Origin of the sequence: Enterobacter sp. V89_11 (assembly GCF_029967775.1) — a bacterium.
Lineage (GTDB): Bacteria > Pseudomonadota > Gammaproteobacteria > Enterobacterales > Enterobacteriaceae > Enterobacter > Enterobacter ludwigii.
In genome coordinates this window covers 21,019-37,048 of sequence record NZ_JASCAN010000016.1, presented here as the reverse complement: position 1 = coordinate 37,048, position 16,030 = coordinate 21,019, and the positions used below count along the sequence as shown (strand labels likewise).

At 60.8% G+C, this 16,030-nt stretch carries 11 protein-coding genes; 5 read left to right on the top strand and 6 right to left on the bottom strand.

What is annotated here, in order from left to right:
• Both entE and entC read right to left on the bottom strand, forming a co-directional pair.
• Nucleotides 1-1,611, bottom strand: coding sequence for a (2,3-dihydroxybenzoyl)adenylate synthase EntE (entE, locus tag QLG09_RS13720; protein WP_020885025.1), 1,611 nt, complete (start codon nt 1,609-1,611; stop codon nt 1-3).
• Between the two features lie 9 nt (nt 1,612-1,620).
• Entirely contained in the window at nt 1,621-2,796 is a 1,176-nt protein-coding gene (entC, locus tag QLG09_RS13715) for an isochorismate synthase EntC (RefSeq protein WP_025204697.1), read from the bottom strand.
• 187 nt (nt 2,797-2,983) lie between these two features.
• On the opposite strand from entC, the gene fepB reads away from it, so the two are divergent.
• Nucleotides 2,984-3,943, top strand: a complete 960-nt coding sequence (gene fepB, locus QLG09_RS13710; RefSeq protein WP_014169069.1) for a Fe2+-enterobactin ABC transporter substrate-binding protein — start codon at nt 2,984-2,986, stop codon at nt 3,941-3,943.
• 46 nt (nt 3,944-3,989) lie between these two features.
• On the opposite strand, the gene entS is transcribed toward fepB, so the two are convergent.
• The gene (gene entS / locus QLG09_RS13705) at nt 3,990-5,237 is read right to left on the bottom strand and encodes an enterobactin transporter EntS (RefSeq protein WP_282488986.1); all 1,248 of its coding nucleotides are present in this window, start codon (nt 5,235-5,237) and stop codon (nt 3,990-3,992) included.
• A 108-nt stretch (nt 5,238-5,345) separates the two neighbouring features.
• On the opposite strand from entS, the gene fepD reads away from it, so the two are divergent.
• Genes fepD through fepC form a run of 3 tightly spaced genes read left to right on the top strand, consistent with a single transcriptional unit; the run spans nt 5,346 to nt 8,136 of the window.
• Nucleotides 5,346-6,350 (top strand): Fe(3+)-siderophore ABC transporter permease, encoded by a 1,005-nt coding sequence (gene fepD, locus QLG09_RS13700; RefSeq protein WP_049023506.1) that lies wholly within the window; start codon nt 5,346-5,348, stop codon nt 6,348-6,350.
• Nucleotides 6,350-7,339 (top strand): iron-enterobactin ABC transporter permease, encoded by a 990-nt coding sequence (gene fepG, locus QLG09_RS13695; protein ID WP_074164903.1) that lies wholly within the window; start codon nt 6,350-6,352, stop codon nt 7,337-7,339. Before fepD ends, fepG begins: the two co-directional genes overlap by 1 nt.
• On the top strand, nt 7,336-8,136 hold the full coding sequence (gene fepC, locus QLG09_RS13690) for an iron-enterobactin ABC transporter ATP-binding protein (RefSeq protein ID WP_014169065.1): 801 nt from the start codon (nt 7,336-7,338) through the stop codon (nt 8,134-8,136). Before fepG ends, fepC begins: the two co-directional genes overlap by 4 nt.
• 47 nt (nt 8,137-8,183) lie before the next feature.
• On the opposite strand, the gene entF is transcribed toward fepC, so the two are convergent.
• Genes entF through fes form a run of 3 tightly spaced genes read right to left on the bottom strand, consistent with a single transcriptional unit; the run spans nt 8,184 to nt 13,460 of the window.
• The gene (gene entF / locus QLG09_RS13685; protein ID WP_049023504.1) at nt 8,184-12,041 is read right to left on the bottom strand and encodes an enterobactin non-ribosomal peptide synthetase EntF; all 3,858 of its coding nucleotides are present in this window, start codon (nt 12,039-12,041) and stop codon (nt 8,184-8,186) included.
• On the bottom strand, nt 12,038-12,250 hold the full coding sequence (locus QLG09_RS13680; RefSeq protein WP_014169063.1) for an MbtH family NRPS accessory protein: 213 nt from the start codon (nt 12,248-12,250) through the stop codon (nt 12,038-12,040). Before QLG09_RS13680 ends, entF begins: the two co-directional genes overlap by 4 nt.
• 10 nt (nt 12,251-12,260) lie before the next feature.
• Nucleotides 12,261-13,460 carry an enterochelin esterase gene (gene fes, locus QLG09_RS13675; RefSeq protein WP_049023503.1) on the bottom strand — a complete coding sequence of 400 codons (1,200 nt, stop codon included), beginning with the start codon at nt 13,458-13,460 and terminating at the stop codon, nt 12,261-12,263.
• A 251-nt stretch (nt 13,461-13,711) separates the two neighbouring features.
• Here fes and QLG09_RS13670 point away from each other — a divergent pair, with 251 nt between their 5' ends.
• Nucleotides 13,712-15,961 carry a TonB-dependent siderophore receptor gene (locus QLG09_RS13670; protein ID WP_020885035.1) on the top strand — a complete coding sequence of 750 codons (2,250 nt, stop codon included), beginning with the start codon at nt 13,712-13,714 and terminating at the stop codon, nt 15,959-15,961.
• The last annotated feature ends 69 nt before the right edge of the window (nt 15,962-16,030 follow it).

The window sequence follows — 16,030 nt, the reverse complement described above, 5'->3', positions numbered from 1 at the left end:
TTAGCCCCGGGCGCGTTCAGCTAGCCACAGGCGCAACTGTTTCTTATCGACTTTGCCGACGGGCGTTAACGGAAGCGCATCAACGCTCTCCACGCGGTCCGGCAGTTTAAATTCTGCAACGCCCTGCTCACGCAGGAAGCGGCGCACCTCCACCGCACGCAGTGGCTCTTTCACCACCAGATACGCGCAGCTCTTTTCACCCAGCAGGCTGTCCTCCATGCTCACCAGGGCCGCGTGGATCACCGCGTCGTGGCGCAGCAGCAAGTTTTCAATCTCTTCTGCGGCAATCTTTTCGCCGCCGCGGTTGATCTGATCTTTCTCCCGTCCCTGAACGGTGATGTAGCCCTGTTCGTCAATGGCGATCAGATCCCCGGAGCAGTAAAAGCCGTCCGCATCAAAGGCGCTGGCGTTGTGCTCCGGACTGTTGAAATAGCCGCGGAAGGTATACGGCCCGCGGGTCATCAGACGCCCGACTTCACCGCGCGGGAGCGGATTACCGTGCTCGTCCGCCACCCACACTTCGTCATCCGGGCACATCGGGCGCCCCTGCGTATTGATAATGCGTTCCGGCGTATCATCGAGCGCGGTGTAGTTCACCAGCCCTTCCGCCATACCAAACACCTGCTGCAGCTGGCAGCCAATTTCTGCCGGAATACGCGCCGCGAGCGACGCGGACAGGCGCGCCCCACCGACCTGCAGCAGCGTCAGCGATGAGAGCGGAGCATTCCCTGCACCGTCGGCAATCGCCTGCAGCCACAGGCTGACCGCCGGGGGCACCAGCGAGGTAACCGTAATCTGATGTTTTTCTATCAGCGGGAAGCAGATTGTGGCGCTCGGATCGTTTGCCAGCACCACGCAGCCCCCCGCCGTAAAGACGCCTAACGAGCCGGGTGAGCTCATGGCGTAGTTATGGGCCGCTGGCAGCGCATTCAGATAACGCGTGTCCGCGGTAATCCCGCAGATCGCATTGCTGCGACGGATGCTGTAGTCATAGTCGTTATGCGTACGCGGGATCAGCTTCGGCGTGCCGGTACTCCCGCCCGAGAGCTGGAAGAACGCCACTTCGTCGGCAGGGGTCGGGTTCGGAATGAAATTTTCTGCCGGATGCGCAATCGCCGCGTCCAGCGCATGTTCACCCTTGTCGCCGCGCAGCAGCACGACGCGCACCGAACGGTGCTCATCGACAAAAGTATTGAGGAAGTCATCCCCCGCAAACAGGGCGTGCTCGCGATCGGCTATCAGCAGTGCAGGTTTGATCTGCGCGGCGTAGGCGTTCAGCTCCGAGCGCTGATGGCTAAAGAGCGCATTGACCGGCGCCACGCCCACCTGCAGCAGGGCGAAAAAGGTCATGTAAAACTCGCACACGTTGCCAAGCTGCACCAGCGCCGTTTCACCGCGATGAAGCCCCAACGCCTGCAGCCGCGATGCCAGATTATTCACGGCCTGGTTAAACTCGCGGTACGTTATGCGACGGTCACCGTCGACGATCGCCACCGCATCGTTATTCGCCTGATCCGTCAGGATGTGGGTCAGCGGCAGATCCTGCCAGTAGCCTTTTTCACGGTAGCGCCGGGCAAAATCCTCGGGCCAACGGGTAAAGGGAAGGGTCATGAGTGTTCCTTAGTGCAAACCAAAAACATTGAGCATGGTGGAGAGTTTTACGCCGGTTTCACGCCACTCGCCCACGGGTGAAGAGGCCGGGACAATGCCCGCGCCGGCAAACAGGCGAACGGTATTCTGCTGCAGACGTGCGCAGCGGATGGTGACCACCCATTCGCCATTGCCTTCACTGTCGCACCAGCCGACGATGCCGCCGAACAGCTCGCGATCGAACGGCTCCAGCCCGGCGATCAACGCCTTAGCAGCCTGATGCGGGAAACCGCTCAGGGCTGGCGTCGGGTGCAGCAGGCAAGCCAGCGTCAGCGCGTTTTCGTTTTCACGCGCCTCACCTTCCACCGGCGTGGCCAGATGCCAGAGCGTGGGAGTGGTGATCAACTGTGGGGAGGACGGCATGCTGAGGTGATGGCTGCGCGGTTTGAGAATGGCTTTCATCGCCTGGGTCACCAGGTCATGCTCGTGGCGATCTTTTTCGGACGCCAGCAGCTTGTTGCCCGCCTCGCGATCCAGCACGTCATCCGGCTGACGACGCGCGGAGCCTGCCAGCGGCAGAGAGCTAAAATGCGCCCCTTCTTTACGCAGCAGCAGTTCCGGGCTTGCGCCGAGCAGCACGCCACCGTCTTCCAGCGGTACGTGGAAGTTGTAGCTGGCCGGGTTCTGGGCGATCAGCCGCTCCATGAGCGCACCGCTATCAATCGGTTTGTCGGTGACGATATCAATCAGGCGCGACAGCACCACTTTGTTCACCTGCGGCGTGGCGGTGAGGGCAGCCGCGCGGGCGACCATCTCTTCAAATACCGGCTGCGGCGGGATCTCGGTGCGTTTTTCCACCTTCAGCGCCTGTGAGCCAGCAACATAGCGGGCGGACTGCTGACGCGCCGGGCGAGAAAAGGTCTGCCAGCGTTGCGGTATAAACAGAGACGACGGCTTGCGGGTATCAAACGGAATGGCACCCACCATCACAGGATGGGCAATGCCGCTGGCTTTTGCGTTGCGAAAAGCGTGGGCTAATTTCTGCTGAAACTGTCCTGCCGGATCGTCACCCCCGACGGCGGATTCAGAGAAGCGGGAAAAACAGCCGGACGTGGTAAAACTGCGGTAAGGCGACATAAAGAAAAAGCTGTCTGATTGCAGCGTGCTGGCGGTGTGCTGAACTTCCTCAGCCAGGGACGTATCCATTTCATCCTCCTAAAATGATAAAGGCAGTAATAATGATTATCATTTATATTTACGCTCGCTAACCTAATCTCACATCGCGTCGCTGTCAACCGCAGAGCAAACATCTTCTTCGGGTAACGCTTGCATCCCGTCATCGCAAACATGAAAATGAGAAGCATTAACTTCAACAGAAACAGGATGCCACGTTGTGAAATGTCTTGCCGTCTGCCGTAATCCCCTGCTTTTCATCGGACTTTTTGTTTTAGGACTTACCTCAGCGCTTGCCGCCGACTGGCCGCGTCAGGTGACAGACAGCCGTGGCGTGCATACGCTTGAGCACAAACCGACGCGCATCGTCTCCACCAGCGTGACCCTGACCGGCTCCCTGCTGGCGATTGACGCGCCGGTTATTGCCAGCGGCGCCACCACGCCCAACAACCGCGTGGCGGATGCGCAGGGATTCTTGCGCCAGTGGGGCGATATTGCGAAACAGCGTCAGCTTGCGCGTCTGTACATTGGCGAGCCGAGCGCCGAAGCGGTGGCCGCCCAGATGCCAGACCTGATTTTGATCAGCGCCACCGGCGGGGATTCGGCGCTGGCGTTGTATGACCAGCTTTCAGCTATCGCGCCGACGCTTGTTATTAACTACGACGACAAAAGCTGGCAGGCGCTGCTAAAACAGCTCGGCACAATCACGGGTCAGGAAAAACAGGCCGCCGAGCGCATCGCCGCGTTTGATAAGCAGCTTGCCCAGGTGAAACAGCAGATGACATTACCGCCGCAGCCGGTGAACGCCATCGTCTACACCGCCGCCGCACACTCGGCAAACCTGTGGACGGCGGAATCCGCTCAGGGCCAGTTATTGCAGCAGCTGGGCTTTACGCTGGCTGAACTGCCTGCCGGATTGCACACCTCTAAAAGCCAGGGTCAGCGTCACGATATTATTCAGTTAGGCGGGGAAAATCTGGCGACCGGGCTGAACGGCGAAGGGCTGTTCCTGTTTGCCGGTGATCAGAAAGATGTGGATGCGATTTACGCCAATCCGCTGCTGGCGCACCTTCCAGCCGTGCAAAACAAGCGCGTCTGGGCACTGGGAACAGAGACGTTCCGCCTGGATTATTACAGTGCAATGCGGGTACTGCAGCGTTTAGACGCACTGTTCAGGTAAGAGGCTAACCCGGCCCTCTCTTCGGGAGAGGGCCGGAGTGAGGGCGTCAGGCCGCACTGTCGTTCAACACAACCTCCTGCCTGAACCGACGCAGCTCAACCAGGACCACCAGCAATATCACTCCCAGCATAGCCAGGACAAAGCCGCTGCTGCTCGCTGAAGCCACCGGGGTCATTATCGCCCCCAGCCCGCCGAAGATAGCCGCGCCAATGGCATCGCCCGTCACGTTCTGTGCGGTCCACAGACCGTTGATACGCCCCAGCATCCCTTCCGGCGTCTGGGTCTGGATCAGGGTGTACTGCAGCAATGAACTGATGGCGCTCAGCCAGCCAAAAATCACCAGGCACATTACGCCCAGCGCCCATACCGGCATCAGGCTGAAGAAACCAATCGCAATAAACGACGCCAGGGTAGCCAGCAGCATGATCAGCCCGGGACGCGCACTCTGCGCCAGGTTACCGCTGGTCAGCGCGCCGCATGCCGCGCCGAGCGGAATAGCCGCGTACAGCACGCCGATTTCCGACGCGCTCATCTGCCACACGCCCGCCAGCGCCGGGTAAAGCACGCGTACGGCACTGGCCATCGTCAGCAGACCGCCGAGCAGCGCAATACCACCTATCAACGGATTGCTGAACAGAAAACGGATCGCGGCCATCAGTGATGTCAGCGGATGTTCGCGCGGCTGTGGCGGAGGCGGCAGGCGCGGCAAACGCAGGAGCGTGAGCGTAGTGATAAAGGTGCCCGCCGCCGCCAGCCCATAGTTCCACGCCACGTTGCCGGTCGCCAGCAGCAGGCCACCGACCATCGGTGAAATTACCGACCCGAGGCGCACGGTCAGCATGGTGATTGCCCCCGCCTGCATCAGGTTTTCGCGCCCGACCAGCGCGGGCGTGGCTGCCAGCAGCGCCGTGACGCCGAGTGACGCAAAAAAACCGTCCCACAGACCGAGGGCGTAAATGGCAATCAGTGACGGCTCTGGCAGCATGGCGTTCAGACACAGCCCGATAAAGCCTACGCCGCAGGTGCCGCGTGCCAGCAGGATCAGTTTTTTACGCTCGTACCGGTCCGCCAGCACGCCGCCCACCATCAGGCCGATAAACATCGCCCCACCGGTTAAGGTAACCGAAAGCCCCACCAGCCAGCTGGAGTGGGTCATGGACTGGATCTGCACCGGCACGGCAACGCCAAGCAGGCCGAGGGAGAGGATGGAGATAAAACGGGCGATAAAGACAGCGCGGTATGCGGGGTGCGTCTTCAGCAGGCTGAGGTTGAGCAGCCAGGATTTTTGATTCATGACAAGGCCTTGAGTGTATTTCTACCAATTCCATTGGCGCACATGCTAACATAGCCAAATAAGATAGATAACGATAATCACTATCATTATCAAATCATGGATGTTGCTATGTCGTTTTCCTCTTCCGCGGTGCGCGCCGTTGCCGTGCCCGTGTTATTGCTACTGTTAATCCTTGCGATTGCACTCAGTTTGCTGGTCGGCGCGAAGCCGCTGCCCGCGTCCGTTATTGTCGATGCGCTCACTGGCAGCTGTCAGAGCGCCGACTGCACCATCGTGCTCGATGCCCGCCTTCCCCGTACCCTTGCCGGACTGCTGGCCGGGGGTGCGCTGGGTCTTGCCGGTGCCTTAATGCAAACGCTCACCCGTAACCCGCTGGCCGACCCCGGTATTCTTGGGGTAAACAGCGGTGCCAGCTTTGCGATTGTGCTTGGCGCGGCGCTCTTCGGTTTTACCTCTCCGTCTGAACAACTGGTGATGGCCTTCTGCGGCGCGCTGGCGGCGTCGCTGGTGGTGGCGTTTACCGGTAGCCAGGGTGGCGGACAGCTGAGTCCGGTACGCCTGACGCTGGCGGGCGTGGCGCTTGCCGCCGTGCTGGAAGGGTTATCCAACGGCATCGCCCTGCTTAACCCGGATGTTTACGACCAGCTGCGCTTCTGGCAGGCCGGTTCGCTGGATATCCGCACCCTGGAAACCTTAAAAGTGGTGGTGATCCCGGTCGTCATCGCCGTCGCCGTCGCGCTATGTTTAAGCCGGGCGCTCAACAGCCTGAGCCTCGGGAGCGACACCGCAACCGCGCTCGGCAACCGCGTGGCGCGCACGCAGCTAACGGGTCTTGTCGCGATCACCGTACTGTGCGGCAGCGCAACTGCGGTAGTCGGCCCCATTGCTTTTATCGGCCTGATGATGCCCCACATGGCACGCTGGCTGGTGGGTGCCGATCACCGCTGGTCGCTGCCGGTCACGCTGCTTGCTACCCCTGCCCTGCTGCTGTTCGCGGATGTTGTGGGTCGCCTGCTGGTGCCTGGTGAACTGCGCGTCTCGGTGGTAAGCGCGTTTATCGGTGCACCGGTGCTGATCTTCCTCGTGCGACGTAAACGCGGAGGTGGCGCATGATGGCCCCGTCCCGACGTTTAGTCACCAGCATGTCGTTGCTGGCCGTCGTCATTCTGATGCTGGCGGTCTGGAGCCTGCGCAGCGGCGCGGTCACGCTCGATTTCGCGCAGATTTTTAACGCGCTGCTTGGCAGTGCGCCGCGCAATGTCACCCTGGTGGTCACCGAGTGGCGACTGCCGCGCGTGGCGATGGCGATTCTGGTGGGCGCGTCGCTCGGCGTCAGCGGTGCCATTTTTCAGTCGTTGATGCGCAACCCGCTTGGCAGCCCGGACGTAATGGGGCTGAACACCGGCGCCTGGAGCGGCGTGCTGGTGGCGATGGTGCTGTTTGGTCAGCACCTGACGGCCATCACGTTCACCGCGATGACCGGCGGGATAGTCACCGCGCTCATTATCTGGGCGCTGGCCTGGCGCAACGGTATCGACACCTTCCGCCTGATCATTATCGGTATCGGCATTCGCGCCATGTTAATGGCTTTCAACACCTGGCTATTGCTGCAGGCTTCGCTCGACACCGCGCTCTCTGCCGGTCTGTGGTATGCCGGTTCACTCAATGGCCTGACGTGGGGCAAAACCTGGCCCGCTGCCCCGCTGATCCTGGTGATGTTTCTTGGCGCGGTGTTGCTGGTACGCCGGATGCGCCTGCTGGAGATGGGTGATGACAGCGCCTGCGCGCTGGGTGTGGGCGTTGAGCGCTCGCGCCTGATGCTGATGCTGGTGGCAGTGTTACTGACCGCTGCCGCCACCGCCATCGCCGGGCCGATCTCGTTTATCGCGCTGGTTGCACCGCACATTGCCCGGCGCATCAGCGGCACAGCGCGCTGGGGATTAACCCAGGCGGCGCTGTGTGGCGCAGCGTTACTGCTGGCCGCTGACCTCTGCGCCCAGCGGTTATTTATGCCTTATCAACTTCCGGTAGGCGTCGTGACCGTCAGCCTCGGCGGGATTTACCTCATCGTCTTGTTAGTTCAGGAGTCACGCAAGAAATGACAAACAGCACAACCCGCTTGCGCGGCGAACACTTAACCCTCGGCTATGGCAAAAAAATCATTGCCCGTGACCTGACGGTGGCTATCCCGGACGGCCATTTTACGGCGATTATCGGCCCGAACGGCTGCGGTAAATCGACCCTGCTGCGCACCCTCAGCCGCCTGATGACGCCGGTTGAGGGCTGCGTGTATCTCGACGGCGAGCAGATCCAGCGCTTTGCCAGCAAAGAGGTGGCGCGCCGTATCGGCCTGCTGGCGCAAAACGCCACCACGCCCGGGGATATCACGGTGCAGGAACTGGTCTCGCGCGGGCGCTATCCGCATCAGCCGCTGTTTACTCGCTGGCGTAAAGAGGATGATGAGGCGGTGAAGCGGGCGATGCAGGCGACGGGCATTACCGATCTTGCCCGGCAAAGCGTGGATACGCTCTCCGGCGGGCAGCGCCAGCGGGCGTGGATTGCGATGGTGCTGGCGCAGGAAACCGCCATCATGCTGCTGGACGAGCCTACCACGTGGCTGGATATCAGCCATCAGATCGATCTGCTGGAGTTGTTGAGCGAGCTGAACCGCACGCAGGGCTATACGCTGGCGGCCGTGCTGCATGATTTAAATCAGGCATGCCGCTATGCCACGCATTTGATTGCGCTGCGCGACGGCGAAATTGTGGCGCAGGGTGCGCCAAAAGAGATTGTGACGCCGGATCTGATCGCGCAGATCTACGGCATGCGCTGCATGATTATCGACGATCCCGTGGCCGGTACGCCGCTGGTGGTGCCGTTGGGCAAGCGTGCAGTCTGATGCCCTCACCCTCTCCTGGAAGAGAGGGTGAGAGTGAGGGGAAACCGCTATCCCAATATCGCCTTCAGCACCGGTCCTATTGTCTCAAACGCCTGCGGTGAAATGATATCCACGTGGGCGCAATCCTGGCAGTAAACCTCCAGTTCCCCCACCCACGGCGCCCAGGCCTGCTGCGGATCCAGCGTTTGCGTGCGCCCGGCAACAAACAACGTCGCTTTACCGTCGAACCGTGAACTGTGCGCCGTTGTCAGGAGGCGGACGGCATCGGCGTAATTCCCTTCGATGGCGTTAAAGAGCTCGCCAGAGCCTTGCCCCTGCTGCGCGGCGATAAACGCCTGGCGCTCGCGTTCGATTTCTGCCAGTACGTCCGGATCGAGACCATTGGCCTCTTTCTCTGCCCAGTTCTGGGTTTCCGGCGGCCAGGTATCCAGCAAGCCGAGAAACGCCACCGCGTCACCCTGCTCGCGCAGACGGGCCGCAATGCCCTGCGCCAGCGTGCCGCCAAGCGAGTAGCCGAACAGATAATACGGCCCCTGCGGCTGTTGCGCGCGCAGCGTCTGCAGATGCTGTTCGATCACCTCGTCCAGCGTAGCGCACTGCTGCATCGGCCCTTCCGGACGCGGCGACTGAATGCCGGTGATTGACCAGCGCGGGCTGAGATAGCGCGCCAGCACGCTAAACTGCCAGGCAAAACCGGATGCCGGATGGAAACAGAACAGTGTCGGACCGTTGCTTTCACGCAGCGGCAGAAGGGTCTCGTAGCCCAGACGCTGCGCCTGCTCGTCATTCATCGATGAATCCAGCAGCGCGCTGAGCATGCTGACCGTCGAGGCCACCATAATCTGCCCCGGCGTGACCCTGCGGGCAAACGTACGGCTGAGCTGCGCGGCCAGGCGCATCGCCAGCAGGGAATGACCGCCGAGGGCGAAGAAATCGGCATCGATGTCGTTCACCTCACAGCCGAGCAGGGCAGAAAATGCCTGCGCGACGGCCACTTCAGCGTCTGTGTCTGGCGCCCGCCCGGACGTCTTGCGGGTCAATTCCGGCAACGGAAGCGCCTTGCGGTCAAGCTTTCCGTTGGCAGAGAGCGGCAGCGCGCTGATTTGCAGCAGCACCACCGGCACCATATGGGGCGGCAATTGAGCTTTAAGCGAGTGCAGCAGCGCATCGCGGTCCAGCGGCAAGCCGGACCCGGAGACGACATACCCTACCAGCTGTCGGGCATCGCCCCCGGTTGCCGCCGCCTGATTAAAGACGCACGCGTGCGCTACGGCCTGCGCCACGTCAGGCAGCAAAAGCATCGCACGATCGATTTCGCCGAGCTCGATACGCTGACCACGAATTTTGAGCTGATCGTCACTGCGGCCCAGATATTCCACCGCGCCGTTATCCAGCCAGCGCGCCACGTCACCGGTGCGGTACATCCGCTCGCCAGGTGCAAAGGGATCGGCAATGAAGCGGCTGGCGGTCAGGTCCGGCCGACCGAGATACCCCTGCGCAAGCTGGATCCCGGTAAGATAGAGATCACCGGCCACGCCGAACGGCACCGGACGCATCATCGCATCCAGAATGCGCAGCCCCGTATTCCACACCGGGAAGCCAATCGGCACGCTGTTGCCCGCCACCGCCGCCAGTTCCGGACCCGACGCCGGATACCAGCTCACGTCCACCGCCGCTTCCGTTGGACCATAAAGGTTATGCAACGGGACATGAGTAAGGTGCTCCCACTCCCGACACAGTTCTGTCGGCAGCGCTTCCCCGCTGCAAAACACCTGCTTCAGGGTCTGACAGCAGTCGGCATTTTCCGGCGTCAGCGAGGCAACGAATGCCGCCAGCATCGACGGCACAAAGTGTGTCGTGGTCACGCCATAATGCGCGAAGAAGTTCTGCATCGCCTGCGGATCGCGGTGCGCGTCCGGCTCGGCCATCACCAGCTTCGCGCCGGCGATAAAGGGCCACCAGAACTCCCAGACCGAGACGTCAAAACTGCACGGCGTCTTTTGCGCCACCACGTCATGCGCGTCCAGCGGATAGTGATCCTGCATCCACATCAGGCGATTAACGATGGCGGTATGCCCTACCATCACGCCTTTTGGCCGTCCCGTTGAGCCTGAGGTAAAGATGATGTACGCCGTGTGCGCCGGCTTTGCCAGCCGCAGCGGTTCACTGCCCGCAGGAGGTAATAGTGTGTTGTAACTCAATACAGGGACCGGCAGATCGCTAAAGCGCGAAAGCTGATCGTCAGAGGCGATCAGCAGGGACGGTTTCGCGTCCTCCAGCATCATGCGCAGACGATCGTCCGGGTAACCGGTATCCAGCGGCAACCACGCGGCACCCGCCTCCACGATACCGTGCAGCGCCAGGGTAAGAAACACCGAGCGCGGCAGGGCTACCGCCACGCTGTCGCCAGGCTTAACGCCGCGTTCCCGCAGTAATGTCGCAAGAGCCACCACCTGCTCGCGCATCTGGCGGTAATTCAGTTCGATGTGCGCATCAGCAAGCGCGGGGGCATCCGGCGTTTTGCCCGCCTGGTCTGCCACCAGCTGAGCCAGCGTGGTTGACGGTAGCGCCAGCCCGGTATCATTGATACGCGCCAGCTGCTGGTATTCCTGCTCTGAAACGGTTTCTGCTTCGCCGCAGCGCAAATCCGGGTTGGCAGCAAACTGCATCAGCATGGCGTTCAGGCGTGCAACGTGGCGCGTTAGCGTCGCTTCATCGTAGCGCTGCTTATTGGCAAGGATTTCAATACTCAGGCCGCCCTGCTCGTCCGGGAACAGCGCCAGTTCAAGGTCATTGACCGGGCCAGTGGCCAGCGTATGGGTGATGGCGTCCACGCCATCCATATCCAGCTGATAATCAAACACCTTGACGTTCAGTACCGGGCCAAACAGCGCGTCATCGCCCCCGACACGGCCGCTGTCGCGCACGATCTGCTCGGCGTCATAACGCTGATGGCGACGCATTTTTTTCAGCTGGTGTGCCAGACGATGCGCCAGCGCAGGCAGGCTTTCATGCGGGGCGATGTTCACCGCCAGCGGCAGCACGTTCAGCACCGGACCGGTTGCCGTTAAGGCCGCCGACCCCATTCGGCGCATAAAGATAAACCCGGCGGCGTAGTCCAGCCGTCCGGTCAGACGCCCGATCCACAGCGCCACCAGCGCAAGCGCCAGATCGGTACGCTGAACCGGCCCCGCCGCCTGAGCAAGCCGGGTAAAGGCGCGGCGGTCAGCCGTGACCTTCAGACGCAGAATATCGGTGGTCGCCGCACGGCCCGGCAGCGGTGCCGACGACAGCGAGACCGGGGAAGGAAGCTGCTTACGCTGCTCCGCCCAGAACGCCCCGTCGCGCTGATACGCTTCGCTGTCGCGATAGCGCTGGTACTCCTCTACCACCTCGGCGAAAGGGGTAAACGGCGACGCGGGCGTGGGCTCGCCGTTTTGCCATGCGCGATAAATGGCGGCGATCTGGCGGGTAATAGCCGGAAAACTGAAGCCATCCACCACCAGATGATGATATCGCTGATACCAGTACCAGTGCCCTTCGCCTACCTGAATCAGCTGATGGAACGCCAGCGGCTGACCGCTGTCCACGCGCAGGTTCTGGTTTAAATCCGCTGCCATCAGGGCCATCGCCGCGTCATGGGATTCGGCGCGAACCACGGACGGTTCAGGCAGTGACATAGCGTCATCCACCCACTGCCACACCTCGCCATTCTCTTGCACAAAACGCATGCGCAGGGTGTCGGCCTGCCGCATCCCTTCAACAATGGCTTTTGCCAGCAGCGGTGCGTCAATATTGCCCTTCAGCTCGGTGTAGTGCGCCACGCTCCAGGCGTTTGGCAGGGAGGAAAGCTGCTCCGCCATCCAGATACCCGGCTGGGCGGCGACAAGGGGAAGACGGTTCATGCTTTCTCTCCCGCAAAATAAGACGGTTGCAGGGTTTGCCAGTGGTCGGCGAGCCACTGCTGACAGGCTTCCTGAGACTGCGCTTCACAGACCACGCGCCAGCCCGCCGGCAGCTGGCACTGCTGCGGCCACAGACTGTACTGTCCCTGGTCGTTACGCAAAATCGCAAACTGACCCTGCGGATTATCGAAAGGGTTGCTGAATTCCATACAGACTCCGTTAGTGAATAAGCGGCTGCCAGAGGGTCATCAGCCCCTGCGTCAGCCCACCGCGCCAGCAAAGCGCGTCGTGTCCGCCGTCAACCTGACGCCAGATAACCGGTTGCTGCGGGTGCAGTTCGGCGTAGATCGCCTGATTCGCGCGGAAGATGAGCGGCTCGTTGCGCCCGGCCTCAAGAACGATACGCAGCCCGCGCGCGGTGAGGTCGCCCGCTTTAAGTTGTTCGATGAGCAACCCGTCCTGCTGACCGCCACGGTGCGGCCACCAGTAGGAGCCGGACTGGCTTAATACGCAGCCAAAGCGCTCGGGCCAGTTAAGCCCGGCATAAAGTGAAGAGAGGCCGCCAAAGCTTTGACCCGCGACTACCGTTCGGTCGGCGCGGCCGCTGAACGAAGTGCGGCTGTTCACCCGCGGGAGAAGTTCCTCCTGCACCGCCTGCCAGAAATCCGGGTTGCAGGGCAACTCGTGATTGCGATGCGCCATGTCGATCACATCGATTAGGACGTAGACGGCAGGCGGCAGTTTGCCCGCGTTTGTCAGCGCGGTCAGCGGAGACCACACGGGCATGCTTTCGGCCCAGAACTGGCCATCGAGCAGTACGGCAAGCGGCCGCTCCGGGCTGTCTTCACCGGTGGTGAAAACCCACACCCGGCGGCGGTTATTCAGACGCACGCTTTCCCATTCAAAGCAGACGGGCGCGTTGCCGGGCGTTGCGGGCGTGTTCCAGCCGGGCTGAACCGGGGCCTCGGGCATTTCGAGCGCCGAGACGGGATGCCCGCGCCCACCGCGCCAGCTTTGCGGATTTAACGGATCGGCCATCGCCGCGGGGAGCAACTTTCGCCAGCCTTCACGCAGCGCCAAACGATCGGGTTGCTCGCCGTGGAAGACCGCGTCGGCAAAATCATCTTCGTTCACTGAGGGGATAAAACAGTAGCTGCCGCGCCATTGCGGGGTGAACTCGCCCTGCCACTGCCAGACGTCAGTATCAGGAATGCGCTCAAGGGATTGCGGACGGGCATTTTGATGGTGATCGGTCACGCCGGTGATGTAGAGCCAGACGCGTTTTAGCGGCGAGGTCTTTTGCGTTCCTGCCGGATCACGCCACCAGAAAGTGACGCGATAGTGCCCCTTCTCGCGGGTCCATTCGGGTCCGTTTTTCGACTGCCACCAGGCTTCACTTCCCGTTTTTAACCCCGTCACCCGTATAACCTCATGTTTATCAGTCTTTTTTGTTTCAGGACAAATTTTATTGATAATATTATTGATAACTATTTGCATTTGCAATAGCGTAGTGGCCGCGCTGTGGGAAGCGCGCTCATAAAACAACCATGCCACGCGTTGTGTGCGCTCGAGGACGGGGCTGCTTACGCAAACTGCGGGTGACACCATGCCGCCTCCTCTCCCTTTCGGGAATGGAGCCCGGGGATGCGGCGCGAAAAGCAGGACGTACAATGAATAAGAAGATTCACTCCCTGGCCTTGCTGGTCAACTTAGGGATTTACGGCGTTGCGATGCCAGCGCTGGCAGACGACAACACCGCCAACGCGCAGCACGAAGACACCATGGTGATCACCGCCGCAGAGCAGAACCTGCAGGCACCAGGGGTATCGACCATCACCGCCGATGAAATCCGTAAAAACCCGCCCGCACGTGACGTGGCCGAAATCATCCGCACCATGCCTGGCGTTAACCTGACCGGGAACTCCACCAGCGGACAGCGCGGCAATAACCGTCAGATTGATATTCGTGGTATGGGTCCGGAAAACACCCTGATCCTGATTGACGGCAAGCCGGTCACCAGCCGCAACTCCATCCGTCTGGGCTGGCGCGGCGAGCGAGATACCCGCGGTGACACCGGCTGGGTACCGCCAGAGATGATTGAACGCATTGAGGTCATTCGCGGCCCGGCCGCAGCTCGCTACGGTAACGGTGCGGCAGGCGGCGTGGTGAACATCATCACCAAAAAATTCGACAACCAGTGGCATGGCTCCTGGAACACCTACCTGAATGCTCCAGAACATAAGGATGAGGGTTCCACTAAGCGTACCAACTTCAGCCTGAGCGGCCCGCTGGGCGGCGACTTCAGCTTCCGCATGTTTGGTAACCTGGACAAAACCCAGGCCGATGCGTGGGACATCAACCAGGGTCACCAGTCCGATCGTACCGGTACCTATGCTGACACCCTGCCAGCAGGCCGTGAAGGGGTCGAGAACAAAGACATTAACGGCGTGGTCCGCTGGGACTTCGCGCCCATGCAGTCCCTGGAGTTTGAAGCAGGTTACAGCCGCCAGAACAACCTCTACGCGGGTGATACCCAGAACACCAACAACGACAACAGCTCCAGCGGACTGGTGAAGAAAAACTACGGTAAAGAGACTAACCGTATCTATCGCCAGAACTTTGCGGTGACCTGGAACGGCGGCTGGGATAATGGGATTACCACCAGCAACTGGGCGCAGTACGAGCACACCCGCAATTCGCGTCTCGGCGAAGGCCTGGCAGGCGGTACGGAAGGATTGTTCAACAGCAATAAATTCACCGACACCGACCTGGCTGATGTGATGCTGCACAGCGAAATCAACCTGCCGATTGATTTCCTCGTCAACCAGAACCTGACGCTGGGCACCGAGTGGAACCAGCAGCGCATGAAGGACTCGACCTCCTTCTCGCAAACCCAGCAGGGCGGGACCATTCCGGGGCTCAGCAACGATCGTAGCCCGTATACCTCGGCGGAGATCTTCTCCCTGTTCGCCGAAAACAACATGGAGCTGACGGACAGCACCATGCTGACCCCGGCGCTGCGCTTCGATCACCATACGATCGTCGGTAACAACTGGAGCCCGTCCCTGAACCTGTCGCAAGGCCTGGGTGACGACTTTACGCTGAAGATGGGTATCGCCCGCGCCTATAAAGCGCCGAGCCTGTACCAGACCAACCCGAACTATCTGTTGTACAGCAAAGGCCAGGGCTGCTACGCCAGCTCCGACGGCGTGGGTTGCTACATGATGGGTAACGACGACCTGAAAGCCGAAACCAGCATTAACAAAGAGATTGGTCTGGAGTGGAAACACGACGGCTGGCTGGCGGGCGTGACCTGGTTCCGTAACGACTACCGCAACAAGATTGAAGCGGGGTATGCGCCAGTCGGCCAGACCTCCACCAGTAAAGTGACCACCGATATTTACCAGTGGGAAAACGTGCCTAAAGCGGTGGTTGAAGGTCTGGAAGGCTCCCTGAACGTGCCGGTCAGCGACACGATCAACTGGACCAACAACATCACCTATATGCTGCAAAGCAAGAACAAGGAGACCGGCGACCGTCTGTCGATCATTCCGGAGTACACGCTGAACTCAACCCTGAGCTGGCAGGTACATCAGGATGTGTCACTGCAGTCGACCTTCACCTGGTACGGCAAGCAGCAGCCGAAGAAGTACAACTACAAAGGCCAGCCGGTGACCGGGTCTGAGAAAGACGAAGTCAGCCCGTACAGCATCGTTGGCCTGAGTGCGACCTGGGACGTGACCAAAAACGTCAGCCTGACCGGCGGCGTGGATAACGTCTTTGATAAACGCCAGTGGCGCGCGGGTAATGCCCAGACCACCGGCAACGCCACAACCGGTGCGTATATGTACGGCGCGGGTGCATACACCTATAATGAGCCGGGCCGAACCTGGTTTATGAGCGTGAACACGCACTTCTAAGGCAGGCTGTGTCTCCCCTCTCCTGCCGGGAGAGGGGCTGAATGTCTTCCTCTCCCGGCAGGAGAGGAT